Annotated in this window: 24 protein-coding genes and 1 pseudogene; 7 read left to right on the top strand and 18 right to left on the bottom strand. The window is 66.4% G+C overall.

The window, feature by feature from the left end; translation table 11 throughout:
- Nucleotides 1-3: 3 nt before the first annotated feature.
- From VNM24_05100 to VNM24_05050, 11 genes and pseudogenes are all read right to left on the bottom strand, one after another.
- Entirely contained in the window at nucleotides 4-1014 is a 1011-nt protein-coding gene (locus VNM24_05100) for a peptidase U32 family protein (protein HWQ37979.1), read from the bottom strand.
- A gap of 216 nt (nucleotides 1015-1230) precedes the next feature.
- Entirely contained in the window at nucleotides 1231-2646 is a 1416-nt protein-coding gene (locus VNM24_05095; GenBank protein HWQ37978.1) for a cytochrome C oxidase subunit I, read from the bottom strand.
- Nucleotides 2643-4142 carry a hydrogenase iron-sulfur subunit gene (locus VNM24_05090; GenBank protein HWQ37977.1) on the bottom strand — a complete coding sequence of 500 codons (1500 nt, stop codon included), beginning with the start codon at nucleotides 4140-4142 and terminating at the stop codon, nucleotides 2643-2645. Before VNM24_05090 ends, VNM24_05095 begins: the two co-directional genes overlap by 4 nt.
- A 113-nt stretch (nucleotides 4143-4255) precedes the next feature.
- On the bottom strand, nucleotides 4256-4759 hold the full coding sequence (locus tag VNM24_05085; protein ID HWQ37976.1) for a hypothetical protein: 504 nt from the start codon (nucleotides 4757-4759) through the stop codon (nucleotides 4256-4258).
- Between the two features lie 12 nt (nucleotides 4760-4771).
- A complete protein-coding gene (locus VNM24_05080; GenBank protein HWQ37975.1) occupies nucleotides 4772-5965 on the bottom strand; it encodes a 2Fe-2S iron-sulfur cluster-binding protein in 1194 nt (397 codons plus the stop codon).
- 96 nt (nucleotides 5966-6061) lie between these two features.
- Nucleotides 6062-6646 (bottom strand): annotated as a pseudogene (locus tag VNM24_05075) (cytochrome b N-terminal domain-containing protein).
- Between the two features lie 321 nt (nucleotides 6647-6967).
- Nucleotides 6968-7771 (bottom strand): SCO family protein, encoded by an 804-nt coding sequence (locus VNM24_05070; GenBank protein HWQ37974.1) that lies wholly within the window; start codon nucleotides 7769-7771, stop codon nucleotides 6968-6970.
- Nucleotides 7772-7927: 156 nt separating this feature from the next.
- Complete coding sequence (gene cyoE, locus VNM24_05065) at nucleotides 7928-8779, bottom strand: heme o synthase (protein ID HWQ37973.1); 852 nt, start codon at nucleotides 8777-8779, stop codon at nucleotides 7928-7930.
- A gap of 31 nt (nucleotides 8780-8810) precedes the next feature.
- On the bottom strand, nucleotides 8811-10523 hold the full coding sequence (locus VNM24_05060; protein ID HWQ37972.1) for a cbb3-type cytochrome c oxidase subunit I: 1713 nt from the start codon (nucleotides 10521-10523) through the stop codon (nucleotides 8811-8813).
- A gap of 12 nt (nucleotides 10524-10535) precedes the next feature.
- On the bottom strand, nucleotides 10536-11084 hold the full coding sequence (locus tag VNM24_05055) for a cytochrome C oxidase subunit II (GenBank protein ID HWQ37971.1): 549 nt from the start codon (nucleotides 11082-11084) through the stop codon (nucleotides 10536-10538).
- Nucleotides 11085-11112: 28 nt separating this feature from the next.
- Nucleotides 11113-11295, bottom strand: coding sequence for a hypothetical protein (locus tag VNM24_05050; GenBank protein ID HWQ37970.1), 183 nt, complete (start codon nucleotides 11293-11295; stop codon nucleotides 11113-11115).
- 187 nt (nucleotides 11296-11482) lie between these two features.
- Here VNM24_05050 and VNM24_05045 point away from each other — a divergent pair, with 187 nt between their 5' ends.
- The 5 genes from VNM24_05045 to VNM24_05025 all read left to right on the top strand — a co-directional run bounded on the left by VNM24_05045 (nucleotide 11483) and on the right by VNM24_05025 (nucleotide 15584).
- On the top strand, nucleotides 11483-12508 hold the full coding sequence (locus VNM24_05045) for a COX15/CtaA family protein (GenBank protein HWQ37969.1): 1026 nt from the start codon (nucleotides 11483-11485) through the stop codon (nucleotides 12506-12508).
- Nucleotides 12509-12871: 363 nt separating this feature from the next.
- The gene (locus tag VNM24_05040; protein ID HWQ37968.1) at nucleotides 12872-13495 is read left to right on the top strand and encodes a hypothetical protein; all 624 of its coding nucleotides are present in this window, start codon (nucleotides 12872-12874) and stop codon (nucleotides 13493-13495) included.
- A 70-nt stretch (nucleotides 13496-13565) separates the two neighbouring features.
- On the top strand, nucleotides 13566-14009 hold the full coding sequence (locus VNM24_05035) for a hemerythrin domain-containing protein (GenBank protein ID HWQ37967.1): 444 nt from the start codon (nucleotides 13566-13568) through the stop codon (nucleotides 14007-14009).
- Nucleotides 14010-14016: 7 nt separating this feature from the next.
- Nucleotides 14017-14241, top strand: a complete 225-nt coding sequence (locus VNM24_05030) for a DUF2249 domain-containing protein (protein HWQ37966.1) — start codon at nucleotides 14017-14019, stop codon at nucleotides 14239-14241.
- On the top strand, nucleotides 14238-15584 hold the full coding sequence (locus VNM24_05025; protein ID HWQ37965.1) for a permease: 1347 nt from the start codon (nucleotides 14238-14240) through the stop codon (nucleotides 15582-15584). The genes VNM24_05030 and VNM24_05025 overlap by 4 nt, the downstream gene beginning before the upstream one ends.
- Here the strand turns inward: VNM24_05025 and VNM24_05020 are convergent.
- Genes VNM24_05020 through VNM24_05010 form a run of 3 tightly spaced genes read right to left on the bottom strand, consistent with a single transcriptional unit; the run spans nucleotide 15562 to nucleotide 17238 of the window.
- The gene (locus tag VNM24_05020) at nucleotides 15562-16335 is read right to left on the bottom strand and encodes a hypothetical protein (GenBank protein ID HWQ37964.1); all 774 of its coding nucleotides are present in this window, start codon (nucleotides 16333-16335) and stop codon (nucleotides 15562-15564) included. The genes VNM24_05025 and VNM24_05020 overlap by 23 nt on opposite strands.
- Nucleotides 16336-16360: 25 nt before the next feature.
- Entirely contained in the window at nucleotides 16361-16816 is a 456-nt protein-coding gene (locus tag VNM24_05015) for a RidA family protein (GenBank protein HWQ37963.1), read from the bottom strand.
- A 26-nt stretch (nucleotides 16817-16842) separates the two neighbouring features.
- On the bottom strand, nucleotides 16843-17238 hold the full coding sequence (locus VNM24_05010; GenBank protein HWQ37962.1) for a surface-adhesin E family protein: 396 nt from the start codon (nucleotides 17236-17238) through the stop codon (nucleotides 16843-16845).
- 261 nt (nucleotides 17239-17499) lie between these two features.
- Here VNM24_05010 and VNM24_05005 point away from each other — a divergent pair, with 261 nt between their 5' ends.
- A complete protein-coding gene (locus VNM24_05005) occupies nucleotides 17500-18564 on the top strand; it encodes a cyclase family protein (protein ID HWQ37961.1) in 1065 nt (354 codons plus the stop codon).
- Between the two features lie 208 nt (nucleotides 18565-18772).
- Here the strand turns inward: VNM24_05005 and VNM24_05000 are convergent, their stop codons facing one another.
- Nucleotides 18773-19078 (bottom strand): hypothetical protein, encoded by a 306-nt coding sequence (locus tag VNM24_05000; protein ID HWQ37960.1) that lies wholly within the window; start codon nucleotides 19076-19078, stop codon nucleotides 18773-18775.
- 471 nt (nucleotides 19079-19549) lie between these two features.
- On the opposite strand from VNM24_05000, the gene VNM24_04995 reads away from it, so the two are divergent.
- Nucleotides 19550-20449, top strand: a complete 900-nt coding sequence (locus tag VNM24_04995; GenBank protein ID HWQ37959.1) for a GGDEF domain-containing protein — start codon at nucleotides 19550-19552, stop codon at nucleotides 20447-20449.
- Here VNM24_04995 and VNM24_04990 read toward each other — a convergent pair.
- The 3 genes from VNM24_04990 to VNM24_04980 all read right to left on the bottom strand — a co-directional run.
- Nucleotides 20446-20919, bottom strand: coding sequence for a DUF3859 domain-containing protein (locus VNM24_04990; GenBank protein ID HWQ37958.1), 474 nt, complete (start codon nucleotides 20917-20919; stop codon nucleotides 20446-20448). The genes VNM24_04995 and VNM24_04990 overlap by 4 nt on opposite strands.
- A 41-nt stretch (nucleotides 20920-20960) precedes the next feature.
- Nucleotides 20961-21290, bottom strand: a complete 330-nt coding sequence (locus VNM24_04985; protein HWQ37957.1) for an NIPSNAP family protein — start codon at nucleotides 21288-21290, stop codon at nucleotides 20961-20963.
- 306 nt (nucleotides 21291-21596) lie between these two features.
- The coding region (locus tag VNM24_04980; protein ID HWQ37956.1) for an alpha/beta fold hydrolase at nucleotides 21597-22625 on the bottom strand (1029 nt) is incomplete at its 5' end.

Raw genomic sequence — 22625 nt, 5'->3', positions numbered from 1 at the left:
ACCTCATTTCCAGGGGCGCTCGTAGGCGCCGAAGGTGTGCTGACTGCCTTCGGCCAGCGCGTCCAGGCGCGCGAGCCAGTCGGCGCGCGGCCGCCATGGCTGCCGATCGCGCTCTAGGGCATCGATGGCCGCACGCCAGACCCGGGTGACTTCCGCGACATAAGCGGCACTGCGCTGGCGACCTTCGATCTTCACGGCTTTCACGCCGGCGGCCGCGAGCCGGGGCAGCAGCTCCAGCGTGTTCAGGCTCGCCGGTTCCTCGATGGCGTAGCGGGTGCGCTCGCCGACCGCGTAGCGGCCCTTGCAGAGGGTGGGATAAGCCGCGCGCTCGTGCTCGGCGTAGCAATCCACCAGCACGCCATTCAATCGCGACTCCAGCCCCCGCGAACCCTGCTGCCAGCGCACCGCCGCGGCCGGGGAGCACACGCCCGCGGTGTTGGGCGACTGGCCGGTGACATAGGAGGAGAGCGCGCAGCGCCCTTCGACCATGACGCAGAGGCTGCCGAATCCGAAAACCTCGATCTCCGCGCGCGCCTTCGCCGCCACCTGCGCGACTTGCGCCAAAGTCAGCACCCGCGGCAGCACCGCGCGGCTCACGCCGAATTCGCGCACGAACAGATTGATCGCCTCGTAGGTCGTGGCCGAGCCTTGCACCGACAGGTGGCGGTGCAGACTCGGCCGGCTGCGCGCGGCATAGTCGAGCACCGCCATGTCCGCGGCGAGGATCGCGTCGGCGCCCAGGTCGGCGGCGCAGTCCACCGCGCGGCACCAGCGCTCGACCGCGTCGGGCTGGGCGTACGTGTTGATCGCGACGTAAACTTTCGCGCCCCGTGCGTGCGCGTGCGCCACCGCGCGCTCGAGCTCGGTCTGCGAGAAATTGAGACCGGCGAAGTTGCGCGCGTTGGTGCCGTCGCGCAAGCCGACGTACACGGCGTCCGCGCCATTGTCCACCGCCGCCTGCAGCGCGGCCAGGTTTCCCGCTGGACATACCAGTTCGAGTGCGCCCACATTCATTCCCCTGCACTCCCCAAAACGTCTCGGCTGCTCACCGCTGAGGACGCGGAGGAAGGACAGATCGGGAATTCACCACAAAGGCACGAAGCCACGAAGATACACAAAGAAGAACTTCATGTGCTTTCTTCGTGCTCCTTTGTGTCTTTGTGCCCTGGTGGTGTGCTTTACAGGGTTCCCTCTTCCGTGTCCCCCCGCGCCCTCCGCGGTGAGAGCTCGTCAGTTGACTGCTTGCTGGCGGCCGCGAAGAACGCTCTTGAGCACGATGACGATGAACATCACTCCGCCGATCACCGCGATCAGTCCGCCGAAACCCATCAGCCCCATCGCCGCCACTTTCTCCAACGCGTCCAGCCCCTGCGCGGCGCCGGCTACCTTGCGCTGCACGCCGTAGCCGCCCGACCAGACCAGGCCGGTGATGTGCAGCATCTGCCCCACGCCGTAGAGCCGGGCCTGGACCCGCGCCGCGCGCGCGTTCACGCGCGAATAGCCCAGCCGCGGCAGCAACAGGTAAGCCACGCCCATGAAGGCAAGGGTGACGCCGACGATGCTGCCGTGGTAGTGGGCGGGCACCTTGACGTTCGAGCCCTCGATGGTGAGCCCGATCAGCCCGCCAAAGGCGAACAGGACGGCCGACATCGCCAGCACGGCACGCAGCGCCTGCTGGCCCGCTGTGCCCGCCCTTGCCCGCCACAGCGCGTAGATGACCGCCAGTCCGATGGGAAGTATCGTCAGCCCGCCGCCGAAACGCATCAGCCAGGTGAGCAGGCGATGGTGCTCGACCGAGGCGACGTCCCAGGCGAGATAGATGATCGGCGTGACGAACACCGAGGCGAGCGCGATGCCGAACAGCAGCACCGCCACGCGCGGCGTGAGCGGCAGCGGGCAGCCCGACTCGGACGCGAGCCACAGCCACGCGGCGAACATGAGCAGCGTCCACGTGAACTGCAGGACATGGCCGCCGCCCCAGAACAGCAGCTCGTAGTAGGCCTTGCCCTCGAGCGCCGCCGGCACTTCCAGCCAGGACCAGAAGAACGCGCCGAGTGCGATCGCGGCGGACACCGCCGCCGCGTTGAGCGCAAAGCGCAAGGCGCCCTGCCCGTCCAGCACCGTTCCCACGCGCGGCACCGCGCGCATTGCGCGCAGCACGAGCAGACCCGCGCCGACGGCGAAGGCCGCGAGCCCTCCCAGGAAGAGCGCGCCGTCCAGCACCGGCACGTAGTTGCTCATGATCGGCTGCGGCGCGCCAACGAAGGCCGCGGCCGCCATCGCCAGCGCGCCCGCGCTGCACACCACGAGCGCCGTCCATCCACCGGGCAGCCAGGCGACGGTGCAATTGAGACTCCAGAACACGCCCGCAAACGCGCTGAACCACACCAGCACCGAGAGGTCGACGTGCACCACGAGCGCTACGTGAAAGAAATCGACCAGCGGGAAGAAACCCTGGACCAACGGCGTGCGCGAAGCGACCAGCAGCACCGAGAAGAGTCCCGCAGCGATCAGCGAGACGACACCGAGCATCAGCCAGGCGAAGGCCAGCCGCGCGCGGGCGTCGCGCGGGACCGCGAGCGCGTAGTCAACGCCGGGAAGGCTCCAGGAGGCTGGAGAGACCGGGGAATGCGAAAGCATTTTCATGCGGCTTCTCCTCGGCGCGCCAGGCGCTGCGGCTGGCCGGCATGCGCACGCAGCAGCGCCAGTTCCGTGGCCACGCGCCGGGACTCGCCGCCCGCGGCCGGCACCAGGCGCACGCGATCGCGCGGCACCGAGCGGCGCAGCCGCGGGTCGCGCCGAGCGCTGATGCGCTGCTCGATCCACTCGGCGCCGAGCCGGTAGGCGCACTCACCTTCGCCGCAGGTGCTCACCACCACGCCCTGCGCGCCCAGCCGCAAGGCATAGGCAATGAAAGACGGCGGCAGCATGCCGGCGCACGGCAGGCCGAAGACCGCGACGTCGCGGCTCGCCAGCGATGCGACCTCGGCCGCGCAGTCGCAACCGAAGACAACGTAGCGGGCGCGGTCCGGTGCGGGCGCGAGCGCGGCGCGCAGCCGCGCGCGCAGCGAATCCACGGTGAGCTGCGGCAGCTCGATTCCGCTGGCGAGCACGCGCGCCGAACGGAACGGCGTGGAAGACGGACAGGCGCCCACACAGATGCCACAGGCCGCGCAGCGGTCCGGATCGACCAGCGCCTGCAATGTCCGTCCGCCGGTAATCGAATGGGGAACGAGCGTAATCGCCACGTACGGGCAGTCGTCCACGCACCGCCCGCAACCGTTGCAGTTGCGCGGATCGACGACCGCCGCCGGTGCGCGTGGCTCGCGCACGAAGAGCGGCAGGGCCGCGAGCAGAAGGGTCGCGGCGCCGGCCAGCCACCACACGGTGGCCGCGGAGGTCTCATACATGAGCGGATGCACGAACATGTAGAACCAGTCGAGTCCGAGCTGTCGAGGCACGCGCGCGAGATCCGCGGGCGGCTGGCTGAGCGCCGGATGGACCACGCTCACCGCCAGCAGCGCGGCGAAGCTGCAGGCCGCCAGCCGGCGCGACGGCAACACTGCCGCGTGGCTCAAGCGCTGGATGTGCGTCCACATGCCGAGCAGCAGCGCCAGCGGAATGCCGATGTGCAGGAACACCAGCAGCGAGAAGAGGCGGTCGTCGACCGCGTCGGGCGCGATGAAGTTGCGCGCGAGCGGCTCCCCGAAGATGCCGAGCGCATCGAGCCACTCCATGGTCGCGGTCGCGGAGAACTGCGCGAGCCGGTCCCACACCAGCCAGTAGCCGCCGATCGCCGCGGCGTAGGCGAGCCAGATCAGCGGCACGCCGGTCAACCAGGAGAATGTACGCAAGCCGCCGAAGTGACGCGACAGCGTCTCTTTCAACAGATGCACGAGCATGACTACGCAGAATCCGGCCGAGGCGTAGCGGTGCAGGCTGCGCATCAGTCCGCCCAGGTACCACTGCTCGTGCGTGATGCGCTCCACGCTTTGCCAGGCACCGGTCACGCTGGTGTCGAAGAAAGCGTAGAGATAGACCCCGCTCGCGGTAACGATCCAGAAGAAGTAGAACCCGAGGGCGCCGAGGTTTCGCAGCGGATTGTGGCGCGCGCCGGTCACGCCGTCGACTGCGCGTTCCATCGCACGCCACCATTGCGGGGAGCGCGCGGGGATTTGTGCACGGCCCGGCGTTTCGCCGGCGCGGCGCACAGCCGGCATCGCAACGGCGGTGGTGGGAGCAACGGCGGTCATGGTCAGCGTCTGAAAACCAGCCCCTCGCCCCGCGCGTCGAAGTCGACCAGCAGGATTTGGGCAGGCGCGAGCTCGAGCGACTCTTCGCGCTGGTGATTGAACTCACCGCTCGCGATGTCCGACAACCTGGCTTCGAAGCGGTGGCGGCCGGCCGGGACCGGAAAGCGCCGGTACACCGACGTCGCGCCGTCGCGAGACAGTCCAGAAGGCTGCAACACGTCGCTGTAGAGCAGCGCGCCGTCCATTTCCAGCTCGATGCGCGTGGGCGCACGCTCGCGCGGGCATTCCTCGCGGATGCGCATGTTGGGCGGCAGCTTCGCCAGCTCTTCGTCGCTGCGCCGGCGGCACGCGCCGATGTGCTGCGCGGTGTGCGTGAAGCTGACCTTGACCAGGGCCTGGTCGGGTGCCAGATGCGTGTAGTTGGGCGAGGTGGAGAAATAGCCGAGCGCGGCGGCGAACAGCCCGTAGAGCACGACCTGGCCGATGACGCGGGCGATGGGGTTCATGTCATTCTCCGGTCACGTTGCCGCCGGCTCCGGCGCGGGGGTAAAGGCGTCGGAAAAGCAGGCATCCTCGGACAGCCCGCGCGCGATGAACTCGGGATGCGCCGCCTCGACCATCTGCATCGAGCCGCAGGCATACACTTCGTAACCCTTCAGCGTCGGGAAGTCCTGCAGGATCGCCTCGTGCACCAGGCCCGTGCGGCCGCGCCAGTGGTCTTCGGGCTTCGGCTCGGAGAGCACCGGCACGAAGCTGAAGTTCGGGTGCTCGCGTGCCCAGCGTTCCGGAAGTTCGGCCATGTAGAGATCTTCCCGGCTGCGCACGCCCCAGTAGAGCACCATCGGCCGGCGCACGTTCTTGCGGAAGGCGTCTTCCAGCATGCTCTTCACCGGTGCGAAACCGGTGGCGCCGGCCACGAAGATCACCGGCCGCGGGCTTTCCTCGTTGAGGACGAACGCTCCGAACGGTCCTTCGAAGCGCAGCCGGTCGCCCACCCGCATCTTCTCGAATACCCAGCCGGTGAAGCGCCCGCCGGGCATGCGCCGCACGTGCAGTTCGATGAGATCCGAGGCGCCGGGCGCCGTGGCGAAGGAGTACGCGCGCCGGGCACCGTCCTGAAGAAGGATGTTGATGTACTGCCCGGCGCGATACTCGATGCGCTCAGACCCATCGAGCCTCAGCCACAGCAGCATGACCTCGGGCGCCGCGCGTTGCATGCGCACGACGGTCGCCTCCCACACCCGCTTCGGCAAGGCGGCCGTTTCCACTTCGATGTCCAGATCGGAAAGAGGGATCGCGCAGCACAACAGCGCCATTCCACGCGCCCGCTCCTCGTCGGAAAGCACCGACTTCTGGTAGGGACCGTGATCCACCTGGCCGTGCACGATCGCCACCTTGCACACGCCGCAGCCGCCGTTACGGCAGTCGTAAGGCAGCGCGATGCCCTGCCGCAAGCCGGCTTCCAGCAGCGTCTCGCCCGCGCGCACGGTCGCGGAGAGATTGGCGGGACGGAAGGTGACGTGGTGCTCATGGCCGCGCGCGCGGCGCGCCGGAAGCCAGGGCACCAGAAACAACAGCAGCGTCGCGCCGAAGGCCAGCGCCCAGACTTCGCCGGGCGACCACTCGTAGATCAGCGGATAGAGCGGCAGGTAGTACCAGTCGAGCGCCAGCGTCGCGGGCACCACGGCGAGATCGGCCGGCCCCTGGCTCATCGCGGGCTTGAGGAGCGAGAGCACGACCAGCGCGAGCCCGAGCGGCAGCCAGATCGCGCGCGGCGGGTTGATGCGCGCCCGCGGAACGCGCTGGGTATGCACCCAGGCGAGGATCAGCACAGCGAGCGGTATGCCGATATGCAGGAACGAAAGCAGGGAGAACAGGCGATCGTTGACGCTGCCGCGGAAGGCGAAGTTGCGCGCTGCCTCGCCGGCGAAGATGGGGAACCAGTCGAGCCATTCGCCGGTGGCGGTGGCCACGAACTGGCCGAGACGGTCCCAGGGCAGCATATAGCCGTTGATGCCCGAGGCGTAGGTGAGCCACAGCAGCACGACCCCGGTGGCCCACGAGAACCAGCGGAAATCGCGGTAGCGACCGAACACGAAGTGCCGGAGCATGTGCAGCATCATCACCAGCACCATGCCGTCGGAGGCGTAGCGGTGCAGGCTGCGCATCAGTCCGCCCAGGTACCACTGGCGCGTGAGTTTTTCCACCGAGTCGTAGGCTTCCGTCACGCCCGTGTCGAAAAATGCGTACAGGTACAAGCCGCTCGCGAGCGCGATCCAGAACAGGAAGAAGCCGATCGCGCCCAGGTGATAGAGCGGATTGAGGGCCTGGCCGAAGAAGGCGTTGAAGCCGGCTTCCACGCGCAGGAACAGCCACTGCCCCGCCTTCTGCATGCCGCGGGTCATCGGCTGCGCCCCTGCTGACGGGGCGGCGCTGCAATGCCGGGAGTCATCTTCCTTCGCCTGCCGATAGGTCGCGCGTAACGCGCGCAGGACCACTCTACCGGCGGATGCCCGGGTCCCATTTGATTCGCATCAAGCCCAGCCCAGGGAAGACCGGATTCAGCACTCACCGCAGAGGACGCGGGGGACGCGGAGCACACCTCAAAAGCGAAACACGAAGCAGGAAACGGCAATCAAGCCTCGTGTCGGTCTCCTTTGTCTCTTTGTGCCTCCTGCCTTTCCTCTGCGTCCTCCGAGGTGAGAGCTTTCAGATCAGCGGCGCTGGCGGCGCCACTCGCGAAGCAACCCGAAGATGACGGTGCTCGCGATGGTCAGGCCGGCGAAGATCTCGATGAACAGCGAATAATCGAGCCGGTAGCGGCCGCTGGAACGGTCGTAGACCGTGCAGAACAGCCGCACCTTCTCGAGCCAGGCGCGCCAGTCTCCTTGCGCGACCGGCGCGCCGGTGATGAGCTGCTTGAGCGGCTCGACCAGCAGTGGCGCCTCGAAGCGCTCGCCGTAGATCTGGCGATAGACACGGCCCCGCGCGTCGAGCACCGTGACTTGGGCGACGTGATCGAAGCCTTTGGGCGTCGCATACCAGGTAAAGCCCAAGGTGCGGGTGAAAGCGGCAATGGTCCGGGTATCGGTTGCGAGAAAGTACCAGCGCCGATCCTCGATTGCGTGCTCGCGAGCGAACGCCGCCATCGCCTGCGGGGTGTCGAATGGCTGGTTGAAGCCTACGGTGAGAACGGAGAACGCATCCGGCCCGAGCGCCGCGCGCGCCGTGGCGACCGCGCGCTGCAGGTACCTCACCGACACCGGGCAGGCCTGGAAGCATCCGGTGTAGATGAACTGCACGAGCAGTGGTTTGCCCCTGAACTCCGACAGGCGCACGCTGCCACCGTCGCTGCGCACGAGCGCGTAGTCGTCGACCTGCGCGCCGATCGCCGCCTGGCTCAGCGCAAGCGCCTGGTCCGTGTCCGGCGCCGTGGCCTGCGCCGCCGCCAGCGCCGGCATCGCCGCCAGCACCACAGCGATCAATGAACGCCAGGCCATGTCGAGATAGCCGAACACTGAGGGCACTCCGAAGGCAGGGCACGAAGGCACCAAGACACAAAGGAGCACGAAGACTTCTTGTTGTTTCCTTCGTGACCTTTGCTCTCTTTGGGTCTTTGTGGTGAATCTCCGGTCTGCATTTCCCCGCGTCCTCCGCGGTGAGCGCATGAGTCCTCAGCGAAGCGCGGCTTCTAGCATGGCGGCGGAAAGCAGCAGCGCGAGCTGGGCGAGCGAAGCGAAGAACGCCTTCATCGCCTCGCGCCGATAGGGATTGCGCATCAGCCGGTAGCTCTTGTACAGGAACCAGCCGCCGCCCAGCGCCGCGCCGGCGAAGTAGATCCAGCCGGCGCCGTAGAACACCGGTAGCAGGGAGACGGCGACGAGCGCGGCGGTGTTTCCGAAGATCACGCGCGCGCTGCGCACATTGCCGATCACCGCCGGAAGCATCGGCACGCCGGCCGCGACGTAGTCTTCGCGGTAGGCGATCGCCAGGCTCCAGAAGTGCGATGGCGTCCACAGGAAGAGCACGATCGCGAGCAGCAGCGGTTGCGGATCCAAGGCGTCGCCCGCCGCCGCGGCGCCGGCGAGCACCGCGAAGCTGCCCGCGAGCCCGCCGATCACGATGTTGAGCCACGTGCGGCGCTTGAGCCACACGGTATAGACGATCGCGTAGAAGAAGGCGCCGAGAAAGACATAGAGCGCGGTGAGCGCATTCAACGCATAGGCCGCGGCGGCGACCGAAGCGGCCAGCAACGCCATGATCACCCACATCCAGCGCGCGTCGTGCACCAGTTGCCCGGTCACGAACGGCCGGTCGCGAGTGCGCGACATGCGCCGGTCGAGATCGTGCTCCACGTACTGATTGAACGCCCCGGCCGACGCGGAGGCCACCAGCACCGACAGCCCGAGCACGAGCATCTGCCACGCCGACAGCGCCGGTCCCGCGGTCATCGATACCGCGGCCAGCGCGGTCCAGGTGATGACGACGCCGATCCGCAGCTTGAACAGACCGAACACCGCTCTCACAGTCGTCTCCCGTCCGATCCTCCGCCCCGGCTCAGCCGATCAGCCACACCTGGGACAGGTACTTCCAGTTGACGAAGTAGTACAGGACGAACGCCACCAGGAACACCAGCGCGAAGACAAAGGTGCCCGGCGCAGCGAACCCGCGGATGCCGAGGCCGCCATGGCCCTCGATCGCGGCCGCCACCGGCGGAAGGCGCAGCGGATTGATCTTCTCGCCGTAGGCATCCTTCGCGTCCAGACGCTTGCCCCACAACAGCGATCCCACCGTGATGAAGATGTAGATCGCCCCGCCCACCATCGCCAGCAGTCCCGACAGACCCATCAGGCCCATCATGAGGTAAGCCGTGCCCGGATACTCGTAGGGCATCACCGCGCCGGTGAACGCCATATCCCAGTGCCGTCGCGACACGCCCAATGTTCCTGCACCCATCAAAAACAACGCCACCAGCGCCATGCCGATACCGAAGATGTACGGCTGCCACTTCGCGAGCCCCGGCAGGATCATCTGGCGGCGAAACAGCACCGGGATGAGGAAGTAGGTCAGTGACATGAACGCCAGCGTGGTGCCCACCACCACAGTCGCGTGGAAGTGGCCTGGCACGTAGACGGTGTTGTGGATGATGATGTTCAGTTGCTCGGTTCCCATCATCACGCCCGAAATTCCGCCCAGGAAGCCGAAACCGAGAAGCGAGATGAACATGCCCGAGAACACCGGGTTGCCCCACGGCGCCTTGCGGATCCACTCGAACAGGCCACGGTTGTAGCCCTTCTGCCGCTGGGCCACCTCGATCGAACCGGGGACGGTGAGCCCGTGCACCATGCTGGCCAGCACCGCGAGGTACATCGCGTAGCTGGTGTTGAAGACCTTCCACTCGGAGCTGATGCCCGGATCGACCAAGACGTGGTGCGCGCTCGCCAGTTGCAGGAACAGGATGTAGAGCAGGAAGGCGCTGCGACTCACCTTCTCCGACATCGGCTTGGCGCCGAACACGATGGCCGCAATCGCATACCACACGGCGACGTGCGCCGAAACGTTGATCTGCTGCGAGGAGTGCCCGAAAGCCCACCACACGGTCTTGTACATCAGCGGGTCGATGTGGCTGATGTAACCCACGGACCAGAGGAAAGTCGGAATCAGGATGATCGCTCCGGAGGCGATGGTGAAGATCGCGATGATGGCGGCGGTGAGCGCGCCGAAAGTCACCAGCGGGATGGATCCCTCGTAGGTGCGCTCGGCGCGCGCCACGACCAGGGTGCCGAGGAAGACGAAGCAGCCGATCAGCGCGCCGACCGCGAACAGGATCAGCCCGAGATAGAAATGCGGCTGGGCCGGCATCGGCGCGTAGGAGGTCATCATCACGCTGGAGGCGCCCTGAAAGACCGCGACGTTGGTCACGATCGAGCCGATCAGCATCAGGGCGAACCCGAGCCAGGCGATGCGCGGCGTGGCCAGTCGGCTGCGCAGCAGGGTGGAGGAGCAGAAGTACAGCACCGCGATCTCGAAAAAGATGATCCAGAAGATGAGCATGTCGATGCCGTGCGCGGTGAGCGTCATGTAGAACTGGTCGGCGGCCAGCAGGCGCACCGCCGGCCAGCGCGTGAGCGTGACCAGCAGCGCGAGCACCCCGCCGATGAGCAGCCACACCACAGCCGCGACCGCGTGCGCCTTCATCAGCGTCTCGGCGGACTTGTGGAACTGCAGCCCGGTGTCCGGACAGGTTCGGTACAAGGAAACGGTGGCCATCTGCCCTCCCTGCTATGGCTTGTCGACGACGTACAGATTGGAGACCATCGTGTGATGGCCGATGCCGCAGTACTCGTTGCACAGCACCGAGTATTTGCCGGCGCGCGTGGGCGTCACGGTGTACACGCCTTCGTAACCGGGGATCACCTGGATGTTCATGTTCTCCGGTTGCAACGAGAACGTGTGCATGTAATCCATCGACGACAGGTGCAGCCGGTAGGTCTGCCCCTTCTCCAGCTCGAGGATCGGCCACCACGACCACAGCCGCGCGATCAGGTAGACGTCGCTGCCCGCGGGGGGATGCACCACCGGGATCTGCTGCTCGGTCTCGGTGCGCACCGTGTACTTGTCTACCATCGCCTGGGCCTTGGCGCTGTACGCCTCGGGTGTGGTGCGGTAGGCCTCGCTGGACAGATTCTGTTTTCCGAACACGTGCCAGTACGGCATCATGAAGAACATGACCAGGCACCACAGGAACGCGATCGCGATCCAGGTGCCCTCGACGCGGTCCAGCGGCTGTTTCCACCAGACCCGGCTGGGCGGCGGCAGAATGGCGCTCATGTGCGATCCTCCCCGAGGCTGCGGTTGCTCACTTGGCGATCGGGATCGTGACGATCTCCATCACGCCCCAGACGATGTAGAAAACGGTCGGGATGGCGATGCCGAAGAAGAGCAGCAGGAACGGGTTGTCCAGGATCTGCTGCATCACGGGCACCCGCTCCTGGCCGGACTCTTCTCCCCCTGCCGAGGTGGCTCTGGTGGAATCGGTCATGGTCGGTCTCCTCTACGCGACGGCGAGATTCGTCCGCCCTTTCGGGCACTGTGGCTAGCAGGCTACGCGGACGGATAGCCAAAAGAATTGATCGGAATCAAGAAACGTCCGACATCGGGACCGGGGCTGTCATCGGCGCAAGTGTCTGAATAGAATGCGACCTCGCCTGGCCTATCGGAGCCGGACAATGACCGAGTTTGATCGCCGTCAAATCGCGGCCTGGCTGCTCGCCTGCTGCGCGCTGGTGTTCGCGATGGTGGTAGTGGGGGGCGTGACCCGCCTGACCGGGTCCGGACTGTCCATCGTGGAGTGGGAACCGCTGGTCGGGACCATCCCGCCGCTTTCGCAATCGGACTGGGAGGAGCTGTTCGAGGAATACCAGGCCACGCCTCAGTACCGCAAGGTCAACAGGGACATGTCGCTCGACGAGTTCAAGGGAATCTTCTGGTGGGAGTACATCCACCGGTTGCTGGGGCGCGCCATCGGGGTGGTGTTCTTCGTGCCTTTTGTCTGGTTTCTCGCGCGCCGAAGGATAGAGCGGCCGCTCGCTTGGAAGCTGGGAGGCATTTTCATTCTGGGCGCTCTGCAGGGCGGGATGGGCTGGTACATGGTGATGAGCGGACTGGTCGACGACCCGCGGGTCAGCCAGTACCGCCTCGTGGCGCACCTAGGGCTCGCCTTCCTGATCTTCGGGGCGATGCTCTGGACCGCCCTCGACCTGCTCTGTCCGGCGCGCGCCGTACTCACACCCGCGCGGCGCAGGCTCGCGCGCCATGCCTCAGGACTCACGGCGCTGATCTTCCTGATGGTGCTCTCCGGCGGCTTCGTCGCGGGCATCCGCGCCGGACATGCCTACAACACCTTTCCGCTGATGAACGGGCACTTCGTGCCGCCGGAGATCTTCATGCTGGAGCCCTGGTGGGCGAATCTGTTCAACAACATGGCAACAGTGCAGTTCAACCACCGGCTGATCGCCTGGCTGCTCATCCTTCTGGTGCCCGCGCTGTGGTTTGCGTCGCGACGGGCGGCGCTCCCGCATCGTGCCCGGCTGGCCGCCAATACCCTGCTCGTTCTGCTCGCGCTCCAGGTGGCGCTCGGCATCGGCACGCTGCTGCTCGTCGTCCCGGTGCCGCTGGCCGCCGCGCATCAGGGCGGTGCAGTGCTCGTCTTCGGCGCCAGTCTCTGGTTTGCCCACGCGCTGCGCAAAGGCTAGAACCTATCTCAAAACCCCCGGCGGTCGCGTTGCGACGAGAAGCGGTCGGATGCGAGGCGGCGCGCGAAGGACAGTAGCTGAGCCTACGACCGAGCGCGCCAACGACGCAGACGGCCGCTTATCGTCGCAACCCTTCGGGGCGGGGTCACTTGGGGCGCAGCGCGTCGTTGCGGCTCGGGTCCTTGGCTCTGGCCAATGGTCCCCTCGCCGCGCCTCGCGCTGCATCCCCGGCAACCCCGCCGCGGCCGCCGGGGATTTTGAGATAGGTTCTAGAACAACGAGGCGCGAGGACATCGGGAAGATCAAGAAGAATCGCCGCCTTTGTTTTGCCGGTGCCTTGGTGATAACAAACGTTTGCGAAACATGCCCTCGCCGCTGATCGCGAGACTGGCTCTGCTCGCCACCGCCCTGGTATTCGCCATCCTGGCGAGCAGCGCCTACCTGCGGCTCTCGGCCGCGGCGGGTGACTGCGCATTCCGGCCCGAGTGTGCGACGCGGAGCGTGCCAAGTCTGGCGCGCACGATCGCGAGAGCCGCGCACCGGCTCTCGGCGTCGGTTGTCGCCGTGGTCGTGCTGCTGATTGCGGCACTTGGCTGGCTGCGCCGCGAGGCTGGACAGGAGACACGCTGGCTCGCCCTCGCGTTGATCGTGCTCACTGCGTTTCTCGCGGTTCTCGGCGCCGCCGCGCGCGACAGCTACGCACCGGCGGTCACGCTGGGCAATGTGATCGCGGGCAACGCCATGGCGGCGATCGGGTGGTGGCTGTATCTGCGCAACCGATCTGCATCCCCAGCCCCGCGGCACGGCCGGGCGCTGCTCGCCGGCTGCGCGGTCACAGCATTCGCCATCTCGTTGGCGCTGGCCGCACCGGCGGCGAGCGGAGCGGTGGCGTCCCTGTCGATGGGCATGACGCTGAGCATCGCCGCCACCCTGACCTTGCTCGCGAGCGTCTGGTTCTTCGCGCGCCTCGCATCCGCGCCTCGTTGATACGGATCAAGGAAGGCGCCGGTTCGCCGTCTCCAGAATGGGGCGTGTTCGCGGCGGCCCGGAGCGGAGGATGGCGATCGGTGATTTCATGACGCAGATGCACCGTGCCTGCGACCGTCACTTCGCGGATGCCGAGACCGCGATCGCGCAGGGCGACTGGACGGTCGGCGCGGCGCATTTCGCGCGGTTCCGTGGCGCGCTGGAACGGCACTTCGAGGCCGAGGAGACGATCCTGTTTCCCGCCTTCGAGGAAGAAACCGGCGGGGAGATGGGTCCGACGCGGGTCATGTCCATCGAGCATCTGCACATGCGCGACCTGGTGCTGGACCTGGCGAAGACGCTCGAACGACGCGATGCCGCGGCCTACCTGGAGCTTTCCGACACGCTCGCCATCATGCTCCGGCAGCACAACATAAAGGAGGAGCAGGCGCTCTATCCGATGATGGACGAAGCGCTCGGCGAGCGCAGCGAGGCATTGCGGGCGGAGCTGGAAGATCTGGCCGTCGAAGACTGAACCACGCATGCAGCCGCCCAGAGTGCTCGACTGCCGCGGGCTGGAGCCGCCCGAACCATTGGAACGCGTGCTGAGCGCGATCGCCCGGCTCGGCACGGATGAGCAGGTGCTCATGCTGATCGACCGCGAGCCGCGGCCGCTGTACCGCATTCTGCGCGAGAACCAGTACGGCTACAGGACCGAGCTGAACGAGCAAGGCTGGTTCGAAGTTCTGATCTGGCGGCGACCGTGAGATCCGCCTCGCTCTCCTTCGGCCAAGCGCCGCCGCTGTGGGTTCCATTTCGCTTTTTTGTCAGCGCGCCGCCTTTCGGTCTGGCAGCCTGCCTCGTGCTGCTTTGGGCCGGGCCGGATGCATTCGTTTCACGCTGGACGCCGGCGCTGCTCGCGATCACGCATCTTCTGACCATCGGTTTTCTGGCCATGGTGATGATGGGCGCGCTCGTCCAGGTGCTGGCAGTCGTGGCCGGCGCGCGGCTTCCGGGCGGATCGACCACCGCTGCGTGGGTGCATGGCGCGCTCGCGGCCGGCGCGACGCTGCTGGCGGGCGGATTCCTGGCGCTGCGGCCGTGGTTGCTCGCAACGGGGGCGGCCGCGCTTGCCGCCGGATTCGGCATGGCAATCGCGGCGTGCCTGCTCGCTCTGCGCAGAGCCAAGTCGGCGGGGCCGGTCGTGACCGCGGCGCGCCTCGCGCTCGTCGCGCTGTTCGTCGCCACGATGCTCGGGGCAACGCTCGCCCTGGCGCTCGCGCTCGGTTGGCCGATGCCGCTCGAGAAGCTGACGAATCTGCATCTGCAGTGGGGGCTCATCGGCTGGGTGTTGCTGCTGGTGGCGGGCGTGGCGACCCAGGTCGTGCCCATGTTCCAGACCACGCCGGAGTACTCGGTGCGCGCGGTACGGGCTTTCTGCTGGATCACGTTCTTCGGGCTCGCAGCGGCGGCCGCGGCGATGATTGCGGGGGGACCCCTCTGGTCGCTGGCGGCCCAGACCGTGCTCGCGCTCTCGGTTGCAGCCTTTGCCCTGTACACGCTGGTCCTGCAATCGCGACGGCGCAGGCGCGCAGCCGATCCCACGCTGCAGCTCTGGCGCGCCGGGATGTGGTGCCTGCTCGTTGCGAGCACACTGTGGTTTGCGGCGCGGATCTGGCCGCTCGCGCAGTGGCGCAGCTACGACCCGCTGCTCGGAACGCTCGCGATCTTCGGATTCGCCGTCTCCGTGGTGAATGGGATGCTCTGTCGCATCGCCCCGTTCCTTGCCTGGCTGCACATGCAGGCGGCGGCCCGAGGTACCGCCATACCTCCCACCCTCAAGAGGATCCTGCCGGACCGCTGGTGTGCGCAGCAAGGGATGGCACACTGCACGGCGCTGGCGCTGCTCATCGCCGCCGCGATCTGGCCGCAGCCGTTCGCCCACGCCGCAGCGCTGGCTGCGGCGGTCTCCTTCCTGCTGTTATGGCGAAACCTTCTGCACACGCTGGGCGTCTGCCGCGCTTTCCGCGCTACTGTGCCGGTCGGGTGCGGGGACCGCGCTTGCGGCCAGAGCAAGCGGTCTGGGTTCAGCGCACACCCGATGCGCTGACCGCCAACTGCGCCGCGAAGGCCCGCGGCCGGCCGGTTAGGCCGCGCGCCGTCATCCCGACCAGAACGTCGAGCACGCAGTAGAAGGCGCCGACCGCAAGCGGCGGATTGAGGCTGGTCAGGCCGAAGTACGGCACCTCGCGGTGCCATACCCAGTTGCCCATCCACGTGCCATAGAGTTCCATCAGGAGCGAGAGAACGAACATGACGGCGTAAAGAACCCGCCCTTCGTGCCTGAACATGCACAGGAGAAACATTCCGGTGAGCAGGATGCTGAACGTGTCGAAGCGGCACCACCATGCCGCCAGCGCATAGAGCGCCGCGATCGCCGGAACCGCGGCAACGAACCATCTGGGGGCTCGCGAGGCGGCCGTCAGTCCGAGCCACAGCACGAGCACGTGCCCCGGCGGAACGAAGAAGGGGATGTTCTCCAGCCGATAGGTGTACAGACCCCAGACCAGGGAGAGAAAGATCTCGCCCGCCGCACTCCAGATCAGGCAAGCGTAGAAGGGAAGGCGCCATCCGCGGGGACTGGTGCCGAGGAGGCGGAAGAAAACGGCCCACATCCACACGCTGGCCGCAAGCTGGCCGGTCAGCCCTCCATACCGGTCCACGATCAGACCGAGGAGCAGCGCCGTGACGACCAGCGCGAGATTGAGCCCTCCGGCCGGATTCGGGAACGTGCCTCGAAGGGCGCCGGGCCCATCGATGCCGAGATCGAGCGCATACCGTTGGCTGAAGCTGCCCCGCATCTGCCTGCTGAGCGTGCGTATCGAGTCAGTCCACCACGGCCAACGCCTCGATTTCGATCAGCAGCTCGGGAGCGGCGAGTGCCTGCACGCCGACCAGGGTGTGCGCCGGAGGCTTCGGGAAGTTCTTCTTCACCATCTCGCCGATCCATACGCGGTCCTCCGGCTTGAGATTGACGACGAAGGTCGTGATCTTGGCAACGTCCGCCATCGAGGCGCCCGCCGCCTGCACCGCGAGGCGAAGGTTCTCGAACACCTGCTCGGCCTGCCTCTTCACGTCGCCCGCGCCCACCACGTTGGACTGGTCGTCCCGCGCGGTCTGACCGCTGATGTGGACGGTCTTGCCGCCTTCGGCGATCACGACCTGGGTGAAGGTGGAAGGCTTGAACAGGCCATCGGGATTGATGAAGCGCAGATCCGCCGCGCCTCCAGCCAGTGGAATGCAGCATCCGAACGCGACCACGCTGAAACCTCCGAGACGCATGGCTTCCTCCTCGATCGATCCGTGTCCTATCCGCACGCCGATTGCAGCCAGCGGGCCTCGCGCGAACCCGCCTCCGGCTTCGAGTACTCCCAGCTGCCCGGCGGCACGATCGCGTTCTTGAGCAGTCGTCCGGATTCGTCGTAAAGGGAGACCGCAGCCAGGGCCAGGAGGCCTTGCGCGCAATCGGCCAGAAAACGCACCACGCGGCTCGCGGGTGCTCCGGTCGGACGCTGCTCGGGATCCTTCCAGGTCACGCGCACCTCGAAGCGCGCGAAGTCGCCTTGCCTGCGAATGGATTCCGAGTCGAACTGCGCCCGGTGATGATCGGCGATGGCCGCCAGGGACTCGATCGTGTAGTCGTCCTGCGCGGACGCGGGGAGTATGGCCAACGCCATCCAGGTCAACACAAATGCTGATCGCATGCTTGTTCCGGGTGTCGGGGCAGGTGGTCGCTATTCGTTAGGTCGAGCCTAGGCCACGCGGTTCCTGCGCGCAAGCGCCGGCCACGGCTGCGGTGTGGCCGATCGATCGGCTTGCTGCGTCGCGACACGACTGGGAGCGGCTTGCGGCGACCGATCATCCTTGAACTTTCCGGGCCAGCGACTAGAACGATAAAGGGAGCCGGCGCTGCCGGCGTATCCCGGTCCAATCCTGAAGCAACGAACTCACAGGGGGAGAAACGAATGAAGAAGCTCGAACTGGCGCTGGCGATTGCGGTCGCTTTCGGCGCGGGTGGCGTCCTGGCGGGAAACAATCCGGTGGACGAGAAGTGGTGGCCCAGCGAACTGGGCGCAGACGATGAAATGGGCGGTGCCAAGTACATCACCGAGCAAAAGCGCATCGCGGCCGCCAAGCTGGTCAAGCGCGGGAAGATGGCGCTGCTCGGCCACCCATACAGCAACCACATGCCGCTCGTTCCCGGGCGCACTTTCGCGCTCAGCATTCCGAGCGGGGGCACCACGACCCACGGCCCGCTCAACTGGCCGGGCGACAACTTCGACCAGACCTTCTATGACGAGCTGGTGACCGCCGAGATCGGCCAGGTCGGCACGCAATGGGACGGGCTTGCCCACCCGACCATCCGCATCAAGGGCGTGCCGGGCTGGAAGGACGGCGACTACTTCTACAACGGCCATATCTCGCAGGAAGTCGGTACAGCGCGGGGCTTCAAGAAGCTTGGCACCGAGAAAGCCGGAGGTTTCTTCACCCGCGGCATCCTGATCGACGTGGCCGCGCTGAAGGGCGTGCAGCGCCTGCCCAAGGGCTATGCGATCACCATGGAAGACTATCGCGCCGCGCTTTCGCGTCAGGGCATCGGCGATGCAACGCAAGGCGACGTAGTGCTGTTCCGCACCGGCTGGAACAGCCTGTGGAAGACCAATCACCTCGGCCGGCCAGCGGGCGAGAAGGTCAAGAGCGACGAGCAGTTGATGAAGGACAACGCCGAGTTCGGCTCGGGCGAGCCCGGCGTCTCGCCGGAGGTGTGCGACCATCTCGCCTCGAAGAGGATCTCGATGATCGGGTCCGACACCTGGGGCTTGGAGCCCTATGACTTTTCCAAGGGCATGCCCGAGTCGTTTGCCTACTGCCACATGAATCTGGTGGTTCGCCGCGGCATCTCCAACTTCGAGAACCTGGACCTCGACGACCTCTCCGCCGACAAGGCCTACGAGTTCCTGTTCGCCTGGGCGCCGCTCAAGCTGGTGGGCGCCACCGGCTCGCCGGGCAATCCGGTCGCGGCTTACTGATCGCTTACAAAGTCCGGGCATGAAGCCGGCGCCTTTTCGCGCCGGCTCTTTGTTTTCTACGCCGGCGCAGGAACCGTGGTGGCGCAGCGCATGCAACTGCGCTGCCGGGCAAGACCATCCGCACCCCGTTCCGCCCGCCGTCTCGTGTCGGGTCTTGATCGATCGCGTCGGGGACGCGGCAGCTCGCGCCTGCGGTCCGCGAGGTGATTCAGCGCAGATCGCCCGCGCGGACCTTTTGCGCGATGGCGTAGACCAGCGCGCGGATGCGCTTCATGGAGACAGGGTCGGGCATCTTGCCGAGATGCTTCCAGCGCCGGGCTTCGAAGAAAAGGCAGGTACGCAACTCGGTCAACGTGCCCGGAGTCTTGGCCGCGATCTGCGCGCATTTGTCGATCGAACCCCAGTACTTGTAGCCGTCGAAGGTGAGTGCGAAGGGTTCGATTCGCGACCACGGCTCCTTGAAGGAAGGAATGTCCCCCGGGCTTAGTTCGCTATTGGCCAATTCCAGCGGCATGCTCTGCTCGATGCAAGGATCGGACCCGAAAAGAGAACCGATTCAATCACCTGCAGAAACAGCCCGCGGCTCTGCCAACGAGCGTCGCGCACGAACGACAGGTCGATGCGCGGACTGTCGCGGGCGGGTCTGGCGCACGACGCGGCACCGCTTGGCCAGCCGCAGCAGCGAGCCCAACTGTTCCTCGGAAGCATCCGTGTCCAGCCGCCCGGCTTGGGCGAGAAGAGCGCGACTTGAGGGTCGTCGCGGTGGCGCTTCCTGAACGGGGCCTGGATCGATCGAAACGTTTGGCCCGTCATGCCGGCATCCCTAGGGGGCAGCGTTGTGCCCGTTGCACCGTGCGGGCAGCGATAAACTGCCCGCTGCCGGAAGATACGGCTGCTTCGCGCCGGGGCGGCGATGGGTTTGTCGTGCCGCTACGCGACACCCGGCAAGGTTCCTGCTACTCGGCGAACATCGGACGGAGACCTCATGCGCTTCACTCGCCTCCTGCCTTGGGTCGTCGCAGCCGGCTGCGCGCTGCTGGTACTGGCGATCATGCTTTCGGCTCCGCCCGTTTCGCGGGACAGAGTCGCCTTCGGCGACTTTGCGAGCGAGGGCCTCTATCTGGTCATGGTGCTGGTCTGGCTCACGATCACGGCGCGCCTCGACCTCAAAGCGCGCATCGCAGTGCCGCTTCTCGGCGGTTTCGCCCTGCTTGCGTTCGGTGCGGTGGAAGACATGCTCGACGAGCTGTTCACGACCGGCCGGTGGCTGGCGCTGGAGAACGTCGGCATCCCGGCAGGTACGCTCCTGGTTGGCATCGGGCTCTACTTCTGGGGCCGCGAGCACCAATGGGCGATGCTGCGGCTGCGGCAGGAAAAGGACGTGTTTCAGAGCTGGAGTCAGCGCGACGAGCTGACCCGCCTGTTCAATCGGCGCCACTTCGACACCGCGCTCTCCGGGCTGTTGTCCGCGGCCAAGTCATCCGGGCACCTCCTGGCGCTGGCGATCGCCGATATCGACGATTTCAAGCGCTACAACGACACGCTGGGTCACCCGGCGGGCGATCGCGTTCTTCAGGCTGCCGGGGAAGCCCTGAAGCGCGCGGTGCGCAAAGCCGACCAATGCTTCCGGATCGGCGGGGAAGAGTTCGCGGTGATCCTGCCGGACTGCAGCCCGCAGTCGGCGGCCGAGATCGGCGAACGCATCCGGCGCGCGTTCGAGATGCTGCCGGTCCCCACCGCGGGCGCTCAACGACGTCCTACGGTCAGCGTGGGGATTGCCTTCTTGCGGCTCGCCGACAACGTCCACACACTGCTCAAGCGCGCCGACGATGCGATGTATCGCGCCAAGAAGGCGGGCAAGAACCGGGTCGAGATCGAACTCTAGCGCAGTTCGAACGAGCGCTCCGCCAGCATCGTCTCGCCCGCGCCCAGCGCAATGGTCCAGCGGCCGGGGATGAGTTCCTGCTCGGCGTCGAGCACGTGGCCGATACAGCCCGAGGCCTTCCCGTTTGCGACCGCGAGTTCGACTTCCTGGATGAAACCGTCCACGCTTCGGCCGGCTCTCTTCACCACGGGGTGGGTGACGATCTTCTGCAGATCCGCCTCCCCGTCCTCCAGAAAGCCGCTCACTTCGAAGCAAAAGCCGAAGCGTTCCCCGATGCGAAGCGGGATCTCCAGCGTCGCCTCGAGCAACCGGTCCTGGCCGCGCACCCGCGCATGACCCGCGGTGCGGATGAAACCGCCGCCGGTCTCGGCGTAGCGGCCGAAACTCGTAACCTCGGCCTCGAGCAAGTGCTCCTGCACGCGCCCATGGTGTGCGAGCGTCAGCCCGCTCGCGGTCAACAGGGCGATCATTGCGACGCTCGTTCTCGTCTTCATATTGTGGCTGCCTTACCTCATCCCTTCATTTCCGGCACCGTGAAGAAGGACGTGGGCCGCAGGATCTTGTTTTCCATCCGGTCGAGCAGCGGGAGCGCCTTCTCCAGGTAAGCGGCCGCGCCGGGGTCCTGCATCATCCTGGCTCGCCGCGCATCCCGGTCGGCGAGATCCTTGTATGCCCACATGTGCACGACCTGCGACAGCGGTCCGATGTCGTTACTGACGTACCAGCCCACACAATGGCCGAGGTGCTTGAGCTGGATGGGCAGCATCTCCTTTTCGTACAGCTTCAGGAATTCGTTGAGCCTGCCCGGCTTCACCCAGTAGGTGCGATGATCGACGATCATGTTTTCTCCTTTCTCATTATCAAGCTCTCACCGCGGAGGACGCGAAGGACGCAGAGGTAAACAGCAACTCGGAAAAAAACGCGCAACAGGATAGGGTAACAGCGAGGGAAAGCCAAACGCGATTGCTCGCGGCGCGCCTTCGGCACACGCCTGCTGTCGGATTTTTCCTGTACTGGCGATCCAGGTGCAGGGCGGGTCCGGTCCGTTCCTCCTCGACCTGTCATCCGTGTACTCCGGAAGAGCCAATTCCGCGTTTCGCATTTCGTCCGCGTCCTCGGCGTCCTTAGGGGTGAGAGCCTTGTTCTCTCATCCACCGATATATTCCCCGATAACGCGGTTCAGGAAAGCAGCGTCCTCGGCCCGGGTCGAAGTCGCCGCCTGATGCCCCTGCACCGAAGGAATCTCGACGAAGCTGGCTCCGGGGATACGCTGCGCGGCCCAACGGGCGGACTCCTCCGGGTTGAACAGGTCCAGCGGCGGCGCGAGCACCAGGGTTCTCGCCTGGATCGATCTAAGTGCACCCTCCGTTCCGCCCTGTATTCCGGGACTCGCGCCGACATCGTGCGCTTCGTAGGCCCACGACTGATAAAGATAGTCGTGCGCATCGAAGCCCACCGTCGCGTTGTACGCGACCAGTTTCTCGAACCAAGCGGCAGCCGCCGCAGGATCGGGAGCGAATTCGGCGACGGCAGCCGGCGTGCGGGAAAGCAGTGCGCTCATCAGGCCCGTATAGGCTTGCCAGCCGCGCGTGGGAACTTCCCGGAACCCGTCGGCAGTCCATGCGGGATCCGCCATCAGGCAGAGCCGCGCGGTGTGCACCACCATCCCCGCCCACGGCGCGGTCTTCGCCATCGGTGTCATGGCCACAACGCAGCGCATGAAACCGGGGTGGCTCACCGACCACTGCAGCGCCTGCATCCCGCCCATCGACGCCCCGACCACCGCCACGAGCCGGTCAACGCCAAGCACTTCCGTCAACAGTCTGTGCTGCGCATGTACCATGTCCCGGATCGAGAACTTCGGAAAGCGCATCCGCGGCTGGAACGGGCTGTTCGACGGCGAAGTCGACATCCCGCTGCCGATCGGATCCGCGCACACCACGCAATAGCGCTCGGTGTCGAGCGCCCTGCCCGGCCCGATCAGGAAGTCGAGGCGATGATGATTGCCGGCAAGCGAAATGCAAACCAGGACCGCGTTGTCGCGCGCAGCGTTCAGCCGGCCGTGTGTCACATAGGATTGCACGAATCCGCGGATTGCCTCGCCGCTTTCCAGCTCCAGGTTCCCCAGCTCGGCGAAGCGGTGCGGGCTGTCGATCCAGCCCGGCTGCATCGGCGG

Source organism: Burkholderiales bacterium (assembly GCA_035560005.1).
Lineage (GTDB): Bacteria > Pseudomonadota > Gammaproteobacteria > Burkholderiales > Eutrophovitaceae > DASRFY01.
This window is presented reverse-complemented; position numbering and strand designations above follow the sequence as displayed.